The organism is Paracoccus sp. SCN 68-21, assembly GCF_001724535.1.
In the GTDB taxonomy this organism is placed as follows: Bacteria; Pseudomonadota; Alphaproteobacteria; order Rhodobacterales; family Rhodobacteraceae; genus Paracoccus; species Paracoccus hibiscisoli.
In genome coordinates, this window is record NZ_MEES01000002.1 from 104,272 (window position 1) to 120,605 (window position 16,334).

The following is a 16,334-nucleotide window of genomic DNA, read 5'->3' on the forward strand; positions in this document are numbered from 1 at the left end:
TTCAACGGAACAGCGAGGGCAGCCACAGCGACAGGCCGGGGATGTAAGTGACCAGCATCAGCGTGGCGAAGGCAGCGCCATAGAACGGCCAGATCGTGCGCATGGCCTGCCAGATGCTGATGCGCCCGACCGCACAGCCGACGAACAGCACCGCGCCCACCGGCGGCGTGCACAGGCCGATCCCCAGGTTGAGAATCAGGATCACCCCGAAATGCACCGGGTCAACGCCGAATGCCGTGGCGACGGGCAGGAAGATCGGCGTGGTGATGACGATCAGCGGCGACATGTCCATGAACGTCCCCAGGATCAGCAGGATGATGTTCATCAGCAACAGGATCACCAGCGGATTGTTCGACACGCTTTGCAGCAGCTCGACCAGTTGCGTCGGCACCCGCAGATAGGCCAGCAGCCAGCCGAAACAGGCCGCGCAGCCGATCACCAGCAGCACCATGGCGGTGGTGCGCACGGCGCCCTTGGTTGCCTCGACGAACTCGCGGAACGGCAGGGTGCGATAGACCAGCGCGGTGATCAGCAGCGCATAGACGACCGCGATATTGCTGCTTTCAGACGCGGTGAAGATGCCCGAGCGTACGCCGCCGAAAATGATCCCGATCAGGATCAGTCCGGGCAGCGCCGAGACGAACAGCACGCCCAGCATCCGCAATCCGGGGAATGGCTCGGTCGGATAGCCCTTTTTGCGCGCGACCCACCAGGCGGTGACCATCAGCGACAGCGCCAGAACCAGCCCCGGAATGATGCCGGCGGTGAACAGGTCAGCGATCGACAGCCGTCCTCCAGCGGCGATGGAATAGATGATCATGTTGTGGCTGGGCGGGATCATCAGCGCGATGATCGAGCTGACAACGGTGATGTTGACCGCGTAATCCACGTCATAGCCGCGCGCCTTCATCTGCGGGACCATCAGCCCGCCGATCGCGCTGGCATCGGCGGCGGCCGAGCCGGAAATGCCGCCGAACATGATCGAGGCGGTGATGTTGACCTGCCCCAGCCCGCCGCGCATATGCCCGACCAGCGCGCCCGCCAGCGCGATCAGCCGCCGGGCGATGTCGCCCCGCACCATCAGATCGCCCGCAAAGATGAAGAACGGAATCGCCATCAGCGCAAAGACCGAGATGCCGCTGTTCAGGCGCTGGAACACCACCACCGGCGGCAGTCCCAGATAAAGGACGGTCAGAAAGCTGGCGGCACCCAGACAGAACGCCACCGGCGTGCCTATCAGCAACAGCACGACGAAGCTGCCGAACAGAACCCACAATTCCATGACTTATTTCCCCTTGCGGGCGTCTGGCGCCCCTGCGTCCAGAACCGCATCCGCGGCTCCTGCGTGCCCCGTGCCGTCAACCGTGCCGTCGGCGGCGTCATCCATGTCGCCAAAGCGCATCGTCTTCAGCCCCGCCGCGCGCCGCAGAAGACGCTCGACCGAGAACAGAATCAGCAACACGCCCCCGCCGATCAGCGGCGCGAAATCCCACAACCGCGAGATGCCAAGCCCCGGAACCACGCCGACCGATGCCCGCGCGGCCAGCTGCCAGCCGAACCACGCCATGCCAAACCCAAAGCCCGTGACGACCACGTCCGACAGTGCGTGAAACCACGGCCTCCAGCTGGCGGGCACGACCATCAGGCCGACATCGAAGGACAGGTGATACCCTTCCTTCACGCCGACCGCCGCGCCGATGAAGATGAACCAGCCCATCAGCATCACCGCCGCCGGTTCCGCCCAGAACAGGCTGGTCCCCATCACATAGCGAAAAAACACCTGCGCAAAGACAAAAACGGTCATCAGGACCAGCCCTGTCCCCGCAAGCCACAGCCCCGCCTGCGCCACAGCGCCGGTCAATCGGGCCAGTCCGATCATCGTGTCGCGCATCGCGCCCCCCAGAGGAAAAAGCGGCCGCCCCTGTCGGGGCGGCCCACATCATTATTCCGTCGCGCGGATCCGCTCGACCAGATCCTGAGACTCGGCCGAGGTCGCATATTTCTCGTAGACCGGGGCCATGGCGTCGATAAAGGGTTGCTTGTCGATCTCGCGCACGATTTCGGCCCCCGCCGCGACCACGGTTTCCTCGGACGCGGCCTCGGCATCGGCCCATAGCTGGCGCTGCGTGGCGGAAGAGTTCACCGCAGCCTCGCGCAGGACGGCCTGATCCTCGGGGGTCAGCCGGTCCCAGCTGGTCTTGGACACCGCGACCAGTTCGGGCACCATCAGATGCTCGTCCAGGGTGTAGTATTTCGCAACCTCGGCATGGCCCGAGCTGTCATAGCTGGGAAAGTTGTTTTCCGCGCCATCGATCACGCCGGTCTGGATGGCGGAATAGACCTCGCCATAAGGCATCGGCGTCGCGTTGGCGCCCAGTGCGGTCATCATGTCCACGAACACGTCGTTCTGGATGACCCGGAACTTCATCCCGGCCAGATCCTCCAGGCTGTTGATCGGCTTTTGCGAGTTGTAAAAGCTGCGCGCGCCGCCATCGTAATAGGCCAGCACGACCAGGTCGCGTTCCTCGAAGGCCGCGCCGATCTCATCGCCGATGGGACCGTCCATCACCGCGTGCATGTGATCCACGTTGCGGAACAGATAGGGCAGCGAGAAGGTCTGCGTGACCGGCACGATGTCGTTGAACGTGCCAAAGGATGCGCGGACCATATCGATGACGCCGAACTGGGTCTGTTCGATCGTGTCACGCTCCTCGCCCAGCTGGGCCGAGGGGAAGACCTCGATGCAGACGCGGCCGTCGGTCTTTTCGCGGACCTCCTCGGCCATGGCCTTGACGCCCTCGACCGTCGGATAGCCATCGGGATGCGTGTCCGAGGACCGCAGCGTGACCTCGCAGGCGGCGGCAAAGCTGGCCGAGGCCAGCAGGGCGGCGAACGTGGTTGTCAGGAACTTCATCTTATCCTCCCAGATATGAACGCTCAGAGTTTGTAGGCCCGTTTCGCCAGGCCATGGGTCAGGTCGCGCGCGACCTCGGGCGCCTCGTCTTCCGCAAGGCGTCCCGTGGCGACAAGCGTCGCCAGATAGCTGCAATCCACCCGCCGGGCGACGTCATGGCGCGCCGGGATGGAGCAGAAGGCGCGGGTGTCGTCGTTGAACCCCACCGTGTTGTAAAAGCCCGCAGTTTCCGTCGTCATCTCGCGGAACCGGCGCATTCCTTCGGGGCTGTCATGGAACCACCAGGCGGGGCCAAGGCGCAGGCAGGGCCAGACGCCGGCCAGCGGCGCCAGTTCGCGCGCGTAAGCCGTCTCGTCCAGGGTGAACAGGATCACCGTCAGGCGCGGGTCCATGCCGACCGCATTCAGCAGCGGGCGCAGCGCCGCGACGTAATCGGTGCGTCCCGGAATGTCGAAGCCCTTGTCGCGCCCGAACATGGCCAGCACGTCATCCGAATGGTTGCGCCGCGATCCGGGGTGGATCTGCATGACCAGCCCGTCCTCCAGGCTCATCCGCGCCATCTCGGTCAGCATGTGGCCGCGGAATGCGTCGGCCTCATCGGCGCTGCACCGGCCGCGCAAAGCCTTTTCGAACAGCGCCGCCGCCTCGGCCTGCGGCAGATCCTCGGTCCTGGCGCTGGCATGGCCATGATCGCTGGAAGTCGCGCCGAGCTGGATGAAGAACGCACGCCGCGCCCGGTGCGCATCCAGATAGCCCGCCCAGGTCGTCGTATCGAACCCCGTCTGCTGGCCCATCAGGGCGACGTTGTCGGCGAAACCCGCCATCTCGGGGTCGATTACGCCGTCGGGGCGATAGGCGGTGATGACCCTGCCCTGCCAGCCGCTGTCGGCGATCATCTTGTGCCAGCGCAGATCGTCGGTCGCGGCCTCCGTCGTGGCGATGGCCGCAATGTTGAACTGCTCGAACAGGGCGCGGGGGCGGAATTCCGGGCGGGCCAGGCAGTCGGCGATGTGGTCGTAATACCAGTCGGCCGTCGCCTCCGACAGGCGGCGGTCGATACCGAAGACATGCTGGAACGAATGATCCAGCCACAGCCGCGACGGCGTGCCCCGCAGCAGAGAATAGTGCCGGGCGAACAGCCGCCAGATGGTGCGCCCGTCCGTTTCGGTCGGGCCGCCATCGACGCGCGGCACGCCCAGATCGCTCAGCGCGACCCCCTGAGAGCACAGCATCCGAAAGACGTAATGGTCGGGCGTCACGAACAGCTGCGCGGGGTCGGGAAAAGGCCGATCCTCGGCGAACCAGCGGGGGTCGGTATGGCCATGCGGGGACAGGATCGGCAGGTCGCGCACGCCGTCATACAGCGCCCGCGCCAGATCGCGGCTGCGCGGGTCGGTGGGGAACAGCCGGTCTCCGTCCAGCAAGGCCATGCGATCCTCCTCCGACTCACTTGCCATGTCGCTAGTCGTCTAATATGCTAGTTTACAGGATGCGTCAATAAAGGTGCGGACATGCCTGTGCTGGAACCCGACAGCCTGCCCCCGATGGAGGATCTGCGCCCACGCTCGGTCACCGACCAGATCTTCGAGGCGCTGTATGCGCGGGTCGTGAACCTGACCCTGCCCCCCGGCGCCAAGCTGTCCGAGGCCGAGGTGGCCGCCCAGATGGGCGTGTCGCGCCAGCCCGTGCGGGACGCGTTCTATCGGCTGTCGCAGCTGGGCTTCATCCAGATCCGCCCGCAGCGGGCGACCACCGTGACGCCCATCTCGACCGAGGCGGTGATGCAGGCCTATTTCGTGCGCAGCGCGCTGGAGGAGGCCACGATGCGCGAGGCCGCCCTGCGCCTGCAACCCGCCGATTGGGACAGCCTGGACCGCCTGATCGAGCTGCAGGAGGCCGCCAGCCACGCAGACCGCCGCGCCGATTTCCACGCGCTGGACGACCAGTTCCACCGCGGCATCTGCGCCGCCGCGGGTAAGGAGTTCGTCTGGAACCTGGTCCGCGACAACAAGGGGCACATGGACCGGGCACGGTTCCTGTCGCTGTCCTATGGCAGCTCGACCGCTTGGATCGAGCATCGCACCATCCTGGCGGCCCTGCGCGCGCGCGACCCGGACGCTGCCGCCGCCGCCGTGCGCGACCATCTTAGCCATATCGAACATATCTTGGACCGACTGCGAATCGACCGGCCCGGCATCCTGGGCTAGGCCCTTTCCGGGACGACCCTCCGGCGGTCTTTCCCGCCAATTCGCACGGCACGCTGCGCAAGTTTTCGCTGGCTGACCATGGTCAGGCAACTCGCTGATTGCACGACAGGAATAAGTTGCATAGGACGCAAATACACGTTAACCGTGTTTATGTGAAACGAGCAGTTTAGTTATTGGTTGCCTCTTTCGCAGGCGAGGTCGAAAAGAAACCAGGGCCTAGTCCGCGTTTTTCCTGACAATCGTCATAATCGGTGCACAAAATATCCCGTAAGGAACCACAGACTGAAACGCCGCCAGTCAGGCCGCTTGAAAGACTAGACGGTTTTGTGCATGAAAACTAACTAAATTACTTGGGTAAGATGCCAACATCGCTTCCATAACCTGCGCATCGCGCAAAGCAACATCAAATCAACCATGGCTGGATACCAAATGACGGCGGGTGCCAATCGATTCTCTTTGCTTGCGGACACTGATCTGGACGATTCGTTCCGGCAGCTTCTGCCCCCGCATCTTCAGGTCGTTGCCGCTCCGACAGATGGTCTGGACAACGCGCTGGTCGCCGAGACGGCCGGGACCTGGCTGGCCGCTCTGGTCGATTTCGCGAACCGTGCCACCTGGCGCGAACGCCTGACCGCCAGCGGCATGGCCAATGTCCCCATCATCGCCGTCGACCGGGACGCCCCCGAGCGGCTGAGCCAGGACCTGCTGGAGTTGCTCAGCGCCCGCCTTGGCCGCTATCAGCAGGCCATGGGCGAGACGCGGGCGGCGGCAGCCTTGCTGCGCCGTGAGAACCTGTCGGACAAAACCCGGTTCCGCGAGATCGAGAGCTTTCTCTATACCCTGGGCAACCCGCAGGTTGCACAGACGCTCAGCTGGCAACCCTCGGGCCTGATCCGCAGGATCGAGGGCGACGCCACCATCATCCAGAAGCTGCCCATCAACGCCGTCAGCATCTCGGTGGTGGATCTGTGGCTGCCCGAACTGCCGCGCAATCGCGACCTTGGCCTGACGGTGTCGATCATCGATGCCGGCGGCGTCGCGCATGAGCTGACCGAGGCCTATGCCGGTCAGGAGACGCAGACGGGCTGGGTGCGGTTCACCCTGGCCAAGCCGCTTGGCGGGGATGCCCGCAACTGCATGCTGATGCTGCGTTATGCGGGCCGCGCGTCGGTCGCCATCGGGATGGGCCCGCGCGCACCCGACCCGCGCTTTTCCGCCAAGGGCGAAGGGATGGAGGGCGACGAGGTCATGGCGCTCCGCGTGTGGAAGGCCGTGGCGGGGGCGGCGATTCCGGACGAGCCGATGATCCTGCAGGCCGCCCGCAACGACCAGAGCCACGCCCGCTTCCTGTCGCCAGGCGCCCTGCCGGCGCCCGAGCTGTTCTCCAAACCCGCCTCGGCCACCGATTACGTGACGGTGGATTACTGGGCCGCCGAGGACGCGGTCATGGTCCACCCGTCGCGCTTTGGCCCGGTTTGTGCGGTACTGCGCGACGTCTGGCTGCCGCAGCTGACGCATCTGACGGCGGTGGTCAACGTGGGCCATCCGCTGGCGCCCAGCCTGAACCTGGCGGTGGGCGTCGCCCCGGCCGGAACGGTCGGCCGCGACGGCATCTGGCAAAGCCATATGGGCTGGTGGGTCCACGGCCTTCCGGCGCATGGCTGGGCACAGGCGCATTGCGTCCCCCCCGAGGCGATCGCGGACCGGGTGGACATCTTCCTGGCCGTGTCACTGACCCATGACGTGCCCAACGACCTGGGTTGGGGCCTGTTCCGGGGCCTGCGCGTGGTGACCGGCGTGCCGCTGGACGACCAGGATGAGTAAGCCGCCCCGCCCGCCCCATGTCACGGTCGTGATCCCGGCCAAGGGCCATCCCGTGCTGCTGGACGATGCGATCGCCTCGGTCCACCGCGAACTGCAGCATGGCGCGATCCGTCGCCTGGTGGTGATCGACGACGGCTGCGAGCATCCCGAGACCCGCGATGCGCTGGCCGGGTGGCAGGACCTGATGGGCAACCGGCTCAAGGTGCTGCACACCGAGAATGGCGGCCTCAGCCGGGCGCGCAACCGCGGCATCGCGGTGGCGTTGGAGCTGGACCCGGCGCTGGACGCGATCTTCCTGCTGGATGCCGACAACATGCTGGCCAAGGGCGCCGGCATGGTGATGAGCCGCCTGCTGGGCGCCTGGCGCGATGTCGACTGGTTCTATCCCGATTTCGATTTCTTCGGGCAGAACGGCCATTACATGACCGAGGCGCATTTCGACCTCCTGCTGCAGGCCGAGGCGAACCTGTGCGACGCGGGCAGCCTGATCCGCCGCCGCGTGCTGGACGCCGGGGTCCGCTTTGACGAGACCATGCGCCAAGGATACGAGGATTGGGACTTCTGGCTGCAGGCGGCGCGCCACGGCTTTACCGGGCGCGCAGCGCAGCAGCCGCTGCTGCATTACCGCAAGCGCCCGGCCAGCATGCTGAGCAATTCCCACCAGCTGGACGCGAACCTGCGCCAGTATCTGCGGCGCAAGCATGACTGGCTGTACAACCTGCCCCGGCTGCTGTCGCTGGAGGCCGAGCATTACCCTCGCTTTGCCCTGATCGAGGGCGAGGCGCGCGCCGTGTCCCTGTTCCTGGACCCCGCCGCACGCAAGCCCTCGGACTGGCGCGGGCTGGAGCGCATGGTCATGGCCCATATGGCCGATCCGCATGCCAACCATGCCCCGGCCTATTTCATCTTCATGCGCGACGGCGTGGCCGATCACCTGACCAAGGCGCGGTTGATGCACGGGTTCCTGTGGAACTGCGAACGCCGGGTCGAGCGGGGCGGCAACGATCTGGAACTGTTCTTTCTGGACCGCGCCACCGACAACCGGCTGACCCTGCGCAGCGATTGCGGCAACCCGGAACGGCCCGCCGACGCCATCTGCCTGTCGCTTGCCGTGCTGCAGCGCATGCTGCGCGAGCCGGACGAGGATTGGATGCGGCAGCTGGACCGCCTGCCCATCCCCTGCCCCGCCGACAGCTGGACGCTGTCCAGCCCCGACTGGCTGCCCCAGGGCGCGGATGCGGCCGGGGCCGCGGACATCCTGCGCGCGGGGCTGCTGGCGCTGGCGCGCAGCCCCTGGCGGGCGGCGCTGCAGCACGATTGGTGCTGGCGCAAGCCCGGTGGCGCCATCGCGCGCGACCGCACCGCCCAGATCCCCCGCGGCGTGGTCGAGGGGGGCATCACCCTTCCGCTGCTCAAGACCGGGGACCGGCATGACGTCGGCATCGTCCTGCCCATCTTCAGCCTGGGCGGCGTCGAGAAGGTCGCCGCCAACCTAGCGCGGGAGCTGAAGGCCGCAGGCTATCGGATGCATCTCTTCGTGGTCAGCGACGTCCCCATCGAGGCCGAGCCCTGGACGCTGGAACCCTTTGCCACGATCAACTGCCTGCCCGATTCCGACGCCCTCGACTGGAACGGAGAGGAGTATCTGGGCACGGCCGAGACGACCTGGGGCGGCGGCATGCAGGCGGTCGACCTGCTGGGGCTGCTGGGGTCGATGGACGTGGTCATCAACGCCCATTCCGCGGCCCTGCACAAGGTGGCCGACCAGCTGCGCCGCCGCGGCGTGCTGATGATCGACCACGAGCACCTGCTGGAGACCAGCACCTATGGTCGCGGCTATGGCCCCCCGCATCTGGCCCTGGCCTACGAGCAGGCCTATGACCTGTTCCTGACCTGCTCCGAAACGCTGCGGACCTGGATGCATGCCAATGGCGTGCCCCGCGACAAGCTGATCACCGTGGTCAACGCGCCCGGCTATCCGATGGGCATGGCCGAACAGCGCTGCCTTGCAGGCTTTCGCAAGACCGCGCAGGCCCGACGGCCGCGCCTGCGCGTCCTCTATCTGGGGCGCCTGGACAAGCAGAAAGGCATCCGCAGGCTGGCCGCGATCTATGGCGCGCTGGCCGAGAAACTGCCCATGGCAGAGCTGCAGGTCGCCGGCAGCGCCGTAGTCGAGGTCGAGAACGACCCCCATGTCTGGCCCGCCCGGACCCGGTTCCTGGGCCCGATCCGCGGCCCCGATGCGCTGACGCAGCTGCTGATGCAGACCGACATCATGCTGCTGCCGTCGCATTTCGAGGGGCTGCCCCTGTCCGTGCTGGAGGCGCAGCGCTGCGGCGTGACCGTCATCGCCGCCGAAACCGACGCCATGCACGAGGCGATCCGCGACGGAGAGACCGGGTTTATCGTCCCGCAGGACCAGTGCGAAAGCGCGATGATCGAACGCGTCCTGGCGCTGGATGCCAACCGCGACCTGCTGGCCCGGATCAGCGCAACCACCGCCGGTCAGAGCCGGACCTGGAACCAGGCGACGCAGGAGCTGCGCGACTGGCTGGCCGGACGGCTGCCCCCCTTTCCCCGCGCGGCATCGCAGCTGCCCCGCGTTCTTCAAATGACGTGAACGGAGTTCGACCATGGTAACCATTTACGACAGCGCCGTCCGCAGCTTCGAGGCCGCGGCCGCCGTCCTCATGTCGCTGCAGAGCTGCCGCACCAACCTGGCGGCCGAGGCCGGACGGGCGCTGGACAACCGCCCCAAGGTGATCCTGTCCGCGGGCTACAACTCCCTGACATCCTCAGTGGGTATCTGCATGCCCGAGGACGCCCGCGCCGAATTCAGCCGCAGCGACGATGACGACGGGCTGGAGTTCCGCACCTCGGGGCTGAACTGGATGACGATCGAGGGGCTGGTCCCCGCCGAGATCGACGCCGCGACCTGCTATCTGGACGCGGCCGTGTCCTTTCCCGCGCCCACGGTGGCCGACGTGTTCCTGCGCGATTTCCTGGCCGATGGCGGTATCGCCGACAGCCTGCACCAGGAATGGGCACTCGGGGCAGACCGGGCCGCGGTCTGCAGCCTGCGCCTGCCCGCGCTGCGGTCGGGCGCGACCGCGCGGCGCATCATCATCCACCTGCGCCAGCCGCCCCTGCGTTTCGTGATCCGCAGCCTGTCGCTGACCATGGTCTGACTCTCCCGCAACCCCGACCACCCCTCCGGCAGCCGCAACGGGACGACATCGTGGACCTGAAACTGCATCTTGATTTCTGCTTCTCGATCAGCGCCGATCTGGTGCTGGCCGCAGGCTGGACGCCACGCGCCCAACCCGACATCGTGCTGCATGCGGGCCACGCCTCGCTGTCGCCCCTTGGCATCGTGCGGTTTGCGCGGCGCGACCTGCGCACGCTGAACCGCATGGGCTATCTGGCGCTGTTCGACCTGTCCAGCGAACCGGGCGCCGCCGACCCGTCCGAGGACCTGTTCCTGGGGCTGGGCAAGGAATACCTGCCCATCCGTCAGGACCGCCTGGCCACCGACCTCTCCAAGATGGTCGAGATCGGCGTGGACGAGATCTTCTTCAGCTATGTCCGCATGATCGCCCTGGGCACCCTGCCCGTCCCCGCCCCCCAGATCGCGCAGCGCGTGGTGAACCGCATCCTGGCCGCCCCCCGGTTGGACCACGAGACCCCGCACCATGCCCTCAACATCGACCGCGGCCTGGTCGGCCCCGACGGGCAGGGCATGGCCAAGGGCTGGTTCCTGCCCGCCACCGCCTCTGATCAGGGGCTGGCGGCGCTGGTCATCAACGACCGCCAGATCAGCCCCGCGCCGATGCTGCCCGGCTGCCTGCCCCGGCCCGACCTGCAGCCCTATGCCGGGCGTTATGCCTTTGGCGGGCGCGATGGCTGGGCGGCGGCGTTCCGGCTGCCCGCCGCCCCGTCCGGCCCGGTGCAGCTGGTGCTGCTGCTGCCCGACCAGCTGGCCCATTCCGGCATCGTCCAGCCGCTGGACCTGGTCGCACCCGACCAGATCGCCCATGCGGTCCTGGAGACCGCCCAAGGCATCGGCGACCGGACGCTGGCGGCGCAGCTGCACCGCGCCACCCTGCCCGCCCCGGACCAGGCCCCGCCCGCGCTGCCCGACGCGACCGATGCGCCCCCGGACGGCACGGTTCTGCTGGTGCTGGATCACGATCTGGACGATGTCGATCTGCGCGACGTGCTGCGCCGGGTGACGGCGGCGCATGACGGCACGGTGCTGGTGCATCTGCTGCGCCCCATGCTGACCGAGGCGCTGCAGCAGGCCCTGCTGGGCGCCAGCCGCGAGGCCGCCTGCGACCTGCGCCTGTCGGGATGCGCGATGACGCCGCCCGACCCGGCCGACCATCCCGGACAGGTGGTCTTTGCCCGCAGCTCGATCCTGTTCCACGTCGATCCCGCGCCCCTGCTGGCGCCGGGCACAGCGCCGCTGGCCGTCACCGTGCTGGACCCGATGGCCGCGCTGCCGGGCGGGTCCGACCACACCGCGTTGACGGACCGCCTGGTGGACGGTCGCCTGCCCTTTGCCTGCGCGGGGCCCGGCGCGGTGGTGCTGGCGCCCTTTGCGCACCCCACCGCCTATCTGACCGCCGAGGCGGTGCTGCGTGATCTGGCCGCCCGCCTGTTGTCCGCAGGCACGGCCAGCCTGGTCGCGGCCCCCGCGCAGGGCTTTCTGGCCGGCAATCGCGGCCCCTACTGCCAGAGCCTGATCGACGGTGTCGGCTGGCATGATTTCGACGGCCTTTCGGCCCGCCTGCTGACCGAGGCCGCATGACCCGCATCGTGATCGTATCCCATTCCCACCCCGCCCTGCGCTATGGCGGAGGAGAGGTCGCGGCCCACCGTCAGTTCCAGCACCTGCTGGCGCAGGGCCATGACGTGTATTTCGTCGGCTCGACCATCGGCCCCGAGGACGGCGCCCGGTTCTTTGGCCCCGGACAGCGCGTCCTGGGGTTTTCGGACCGCGATTTCTGCATGCGCGGCATGGGCATGGACAGCTTTTCGATGGAGCATCCGCGCGTCGAGGACGAGGACTGGACCCTGGACTTCCTCTCGACCCTGCAGGGGGACGTCTATCATTTTCACCATTTTTGGAACATCGGCGCGGGCACCATCCGCCGCCTGCGGGGCCGGTTTCCGCAGGCCCAGATGATCTGCACCCTGCACGAGATGACGGCGATCTGCGCCAATCACGGCCAGATGGTCAAGACATCCGGAGAGCTGTGCCACGCCGCCTCGGACGTGGCCTGCGCCGCCTGCCTGCGCCGCTCACCCGTCGATTTCGCGCTGCGCCGCGCGCGCATGGCCGAGATGCTGGACCTGTTCGACGTGCTGCTGTCGCCCAGCCAGTTCCTGGCGGACCGGTTCCTGGACTGGGGCATCGCCCCCGGCCGCATCGCCGTGATCGAGAACGGGCTGGACCACGCGGCCCCGCCCCCGGTCGCAACGCCCGCGACGCTGCAGGCGCGCAGCCGCCGCTTTGCGTTCTTCGGGCAGGCCACCCCGACCAAGGGCCTGGACGTGCTGGTCCGCGCCGCCGAGGAGATCGAGGCCCAGGCAGACCCCCTGTCGGCCCCGATCACCCTGGAGGTCTATGGCGTCACCGCGGAAACATTCGCCGCCCTGTGGCCCGGCCTGTCGCCACCCGCCTGGATGCAGTTCAAGGGCCGCTATCGCCCGCAGGACTGCGTGTCGATCATGGCCCGCTTTGGCTGGATCATCATCCCCTCGGTCTGGTGGGAGAACTCACCCGTGGTGATCCAGGAGGCGCGCGCGGCAGGCACGCCGATGATCGCCTCCGACATCGGCGGCATGGCCGAAAAGACCGCGGGCTGGGGCATCCAGTTCCCCGTGGGCGACGCCCCCGCCCTGGCTGCCGCGATGCTGTCGGTCCACGACCGCCCCGACATTCTGGCCGACCACATCGCCCTGATCCAGCCGCCGCTGGATCTGGCCGGGTTCGACCGCGAATGGCGCCGGGCCTGCGGTCACGAACCCGCACCGCCCGCCGTGACCGCGCCACCCCTGTTTCATCGGAAAGGAAAGACCAGATGAGAATCGGACTGCTATGGGAGAGCCCCGATTGCGGCATGTATGCCACGTCGGATTTCGACACGCTGTATCGCAAGATCGGCCACAACAACGGCAACCTGGCCTTTGTCCATGCCGTGCGCACCCAGATCGAGGGAGAGATCCTGCATTTCCCTTGGCACACGCAGGCCGCGGTCCTGAACGAACGCTGCGACGTGGTGGTCATTCCCTGCGCCAACCAACTGGGCAAGCATACCGACCTGGGCGGGCTGGCCAAGCTGCTCAAGGGCGTCACGCGGCCGGTCGTGGCCATCGGCCTGGGCGCGCAGGCCCGCGAATTCGGCGCGGATGTCGAGCTGTCCGAGGGCACCCGCGCCTGGCTGGATGAGCTGATCGAGAACGGCCGCCGCCACGGCATCCAGAACATCTATACCCGCGGGCCCTACACCACCGAACAGATCCGCAAGCTGACCGGCGCCGAGACGCAGGCAGGCGGCTGTCCGTCGCATTTCATGAACCCCAACCCCGATCTGGGCATGCGGATCGCGACCCAATGGGCCACCAACCCCCTGCCCCGCCGCATCGCGGTCGCCGGCGGTCACGAAAGCTGGCGCGACACGCGCAAGATCGAACAGCAGCTGATCGGGCTGATGATGGATCCGCAATTCCCCGGCTGCTACATCGTGCAGTCGATGGGCGCGATGATCCGCATCTCTCGCGGCGACTTCGACAAGATCGAGCCCGACAAGCTGGACCGCATCCACAAGCACACCGTCCCCCACTATACCGCCGACGAATTCCGGCAATGGGCGCTGAACTACGCGCGCTCCTACTATGACGTCACCGCGTGGATGGACGAGCTGCGCCGCCACGACCTGCTGATCGGGCCGCGCTTTCACGGCGCCCAGCTGGCCATCCAGGCCGAGCGTATGGCCTGCACCGTGACCATCGACACCCGGACCGAAGAGATGTGCCGCGAGACCGGCGTGCCCTTCCTGCGGGCGGCGGACCTGACCTTCCCGCTGACGCGCACGACGCTGAAGGAGGCGATCAAGTTCGACGGCGCGGCCTATGACAGCCACCGCGCCGGCAAGGCGGCCCGCTATGTGGCCTTCCTGCAGGCCGCGGGGCTGACGCCCAAGCCGTATCTGGCCACCTTGGCCGCGGGCCACACGCCCGAACCCGCCCCGGCGGCGCCCGAGCCGGTTCCCGCAACCGCATGACCCGATGCGGCGCCCCCGGCGGGCGCCGCATCCCTCCCGACATCGAAAAGGCGGACCGGTATGCAGCCTCTCAGGACCATCGCAATCGGCGGATCGAACACGGTGATGAAGCCCGGCTGGCTGACCGCCCTGCCCGGGGCGCTGGCCGCGCATGGCATCGCGATGGATCTGCAGGCCAACCTGGCCGTCGGCAACACCACGATCCAGATGGGCCTGATGAAGCTGCTGGAGAACCCTGACCTGCTGGCGGGGGCGGATCTGCTGATCATCGAATACACGCTGAACGACACGACGGTCTTTGCCCGCAGCGTCGCCACGTTCGAGGCCTGGACCCGGTCCTTCGAGGGGGCGATCCGCATCGCCCGGCAGGCCAATCCAGACATCATCGTGCTGCCGGTCATCCTGGCGGCACGGGCGGGGCAGCACCGCAATTCGATCAACGTGCTGCATGGCGGCGTCCATTACCTGGCGCATCACTATGACCTGCCGCTGGCGGATGTGAACACGGCGCTGGTGCAACGGTTCGGCCGGGACGTCCACGACATGCCGGGTGTCTATGGCGACGCCGCGCATTACCAGCGCCCTGTGCTGACGACGCTCTGCGCCGAGATCGTCGCCGACCGCCTGGCCGCCTGGCTGGCCGCCCGCAACCCGCGCCGCCCCCTGCCCGACCCGGTCGACCCGGAGAACCATCAGGCCGCGTCGGTCCTGCGCCCGCAGCCCGCCGCGCCGTCGCAGGCCCTGACCTTTCGCAACCACCTCTATTCCGAACAGGCCGTCGATCTGGGCCGCGCGACCCTGCACCTTGAGATCGAGGGCGGCGCGCTGCTGGCCGCGCGCTATGTCTGCACGCCCGACATCGCGCGCTGCTATCTGGGCATCGACGACGACTGGTTCGAACTGAACACGCTTCAACCCGGCATGGTGCAGCCGAAATACCGGTTCCTGGTGTCGATGCTGACCGCCCCCGTCCAGCCCCCCGAGGCAGGCGTGCGCCGCTATGCGCTGACCGGAATGCGACCCGACGCGACGCCCGCGATCCTGCGGCAGACCGGCACGCGGATGCCCGTCCGCCCCGAGGTCACGCTGCCGATTTGCGCGGTTCTGCATACCGGGCGCCTAATCTCGGCCGAGGTCCGCGAAGACGCGCCCCTGACCGCGCCGGACCGGGTGGCCGTCCCGGAACCCACGGCGGTCGCGCCATGACAGACGGGCCTGCGGGGCGCTATCCCGCCCTGCACGCGCCCAGCCAGGGCTATGTGTTCATCGTCACCTATGGGCGGTCCGGCTCGACGCTGACGCAGAGCCTGCTGAACGCCATTCCCGGCTATTGCATCCGCGGAGAGAACGGCAACCTGACCGCCCTGCTGGCGCGGGCCGCCGACCGGGTCCAGCACCATCCGATGTTCGCGCAGCGGCGTGCGGATGCCGCCCTGCCACCCGAAAAACGGCGCCCCTACCTGCGCCCGCTGCTGGGCCAGCCCTTCGACCCCTGGGCGGGGGCCGAGGCCGTGGACCCGCAGGCCTTTCGGCTGGCGCTGATGGATGCCTTTGTCGCGCAGGTGCTGCGCCCCGATCCGGGCTGCCGGGTCTGCGGCTTCAAGGAGATCCGCTTCCACGAGGACCCGGAGTTCTTTCCCACCCATTTGGCCGTGCTGCGCGACAGCTTTCCGCAGGCCCGGTTCCTGTTTCAGACGCGCCGTCACGACGCCGTCGCGCGATCAGGCTGGTGGGCCGATCAGCCGCGCGAACAGGTGCTGGCCGATCTGGCGCGCGCCGACGCCCTGTTTCGCGGTTTTGCCGCCGCGCATCCCGACCGCAGCCGGATCATCGCCTATGAGGGCTTTGCCCACGGCCCGGACTATCTGCGCCACATCTTCGATTTCCTGGGCGAACCCTTCGACCCGGATGCCGTGGCGGCGCTTCTGGCGCGCCAGCTGGGGCACTAGGCTCCCACATCGTTGATTTCATGCTTTTGGCGTGCTTCGGGCGTCGCGCCGAGACCTGCCTAAAGCGTTTCTGCAAAAACCGGAATCATGGGATTCCCAAAGGGGTCTGCTTGTGATTCATCCTCCCAGAAAGGATGAATCATGTCAGCAC

13 protein-coding genes are annotated in these 16,334 nt (G+C 67.5%); 9 read left to right on the forward strand and 4 right to left on the reverse strand.

The annotated features are described in order from the left end of the window. Position 1: 1 nt before the first annotated feature. Genes ABS73_RS01260 through uxaC form a run of 4 tightly spaced genes read right to left on the reverse strand, consistent with a single transcriptional unit; the run spans position 2 to position 4,344 of the window. The gene (locus tag ABS73_RS01260; RefSeq protein WP_277022454.1) at positions 2 to 1,282 is read right to left on the reverse strand and encodes a TRAP transporter large permease; all 1,281 of its coding nucleotides are present in this window, start codon (positions 1,280 to 1,282) and stop codon (positions 2 to 4) included. A 3-nt stretch (positions 1,283 to 1,285) separates the two neighbouring features. Then, positions 1,286 to 1,891, reverse strand: coding sequence for a TRAP transporter small permease (locus ABS73_RS01265; protein WP_277022452.1), 606 nt, complete (start codon positions 1,889 to 1,891; stop codon positions 1,286 to 1,288). A gap of 51 nt (positions 1,892 to 1,942) precedes the next feature. Then, positions 1,943 to 2,914: a TRAP transporter substrate-binding protein gene (locus ABS73_RS01270; protein WP_277022451.1), complete on the reverse strand. Its 972-nt coding sequence runs from the start codon at positions 2,912 to 2,914 to the stop codon at positions 1,943 to 1,945. 23 nt (positions 2,915 to 2,937) lie between these two features. Beyond that, positions 2,938 to 4,344 (reverse strand): glucuronate isomerase, encoded by a 1,407-nt coding sequence (uxaC, locus tag ABS73_RS01275; protein ID WP_277022675.1) that lies wholly within the window; start codon positions 4,342 to 4,344, stop codon positions 2,938 to 2,940. Positions 4,345 to 4,425: 81 nt separating this feature from the next. Between uxaC and ABS73_RS01280 the strand changes: the two genes are divergently transcribed. From ABS73_RS01280 to ABS73_RS01320, 9 genes are all read left to right on the forward strand, one after another. Further along, entirely contained in the window at positions 4,426 to 5,121 is a 696-nt protein-coding gene (locus ABS73_RS01280) for a GntR family transcriptional regulator (RefSeq protein ID WP_277022449.1), read from the forward strand. 456 nt (positions 5,122 to 5,577) lie between these two features. Then, a complete protein-coding gene (locus ABS73_RS01285) occupies positions 5,578 to 6,945 on the forward strand; it encodes a DUF6212 domain-containing protein (RefSeq protein ID WP_277022447.1) in 1,368 nt (455 codons plus the stop codon). After that, the gene (locus tag ABS73_RS01290) at positions 6,938 to 9,565 is read left to right on the forward strand and encodes a glycosyltransferase (protein WP_277022445.1); all 2,628 of its coding nucleotides are present in this window, start codon (positions 6,938 to 6,940) and stop codon (positions 9,563 to 9,565) included. The genes ABS73_RS01285 and ABS73_RS01290 overlap by 8 nt, the downstream gene beginning before the upstream one ends. A 13-nt stretch (positions 9,566 to 9,578) precedes the next feature. Next, on the forward strand, positions 9,579 to 10,133 hold the full coding sequence (locus tag ABS73_RS01295) for a hypothetical protein (protein ID WP_277022443.1): 555 nt from the start codon (positions 9,579 to 9,581) through the stop codon (positions 10,131 to 10,133). Between the two features lie 50 nt (positions 10,134 to 10,183). Beyond that, complete coding sequence (locus ABS73_RS01300; protein WP_277022441.1) at positions 10,184 to 11,755, forward strand: hypothetical protein; 1,572 nt, start codon at positions 10,184 to 10,186, stop codon at positions 11,753 to 11,755. Further along, entirely contained in the window at positions 11,752 to 13,035 is a 1,284-nt protein-coding gene (locus ABS73_RS01305) for a glycosyltransferase (protein WP_277022439.1), read from the forward strand. The genes ABS73_RS01300 and ABS73_RS01305 overlap by 4 nt, the downstream gene beginning before the upstream one ends. Continuing rightward, on the forward strand, positions 13,032 to 14,234 hold the full coding sequence (locus ABS73_RS01310) for a polysaccharide pyruvyl transferase family protein (protein ID WP_277022436.1): 1,203 nt from the start codon (positions 13,032 to 13,034) through the stop codon (positions 14,232 to 14,234). Before ABS73_RS01305 ends, ABS73_RS01310 begins: the two co-directional genes overlap by 4 nt. A 60-nt stretch (positions 14,235 to 14,294) precedes the next feature. Then, positions 14,295 to 15,440: an SGNH/GDSL hydrolase family protein gene (locus ABS73_RS01315; RefSeq protein ID WP_277022434.1), complete on the forward strand. Its 1,146-nt coding sequence runs from the start codon at positions 14,295 to 14,297 to the stop codon at positions 15,438 to 15,440. Beyond that, the gene (locus ABS73_RS01320) at positions 15,437 to 16,183 is read left to right on the forward strand and encodes a sulfotransferase (protein WP_277022432.1); all 747 of its coding nucleotides are present in this window, start codon (positions 15,437 to 15,439) and stop codon (positions 16,181 to 16,183) included. The genes ABS73_RS01315 and ABS73_RS01320 overlap by 4 nt, the downstream gene beginning before the upstream one ends. The last annotated feature ends 151 nt before the right edge of the window (positions 16,184 to 16,334 follow it).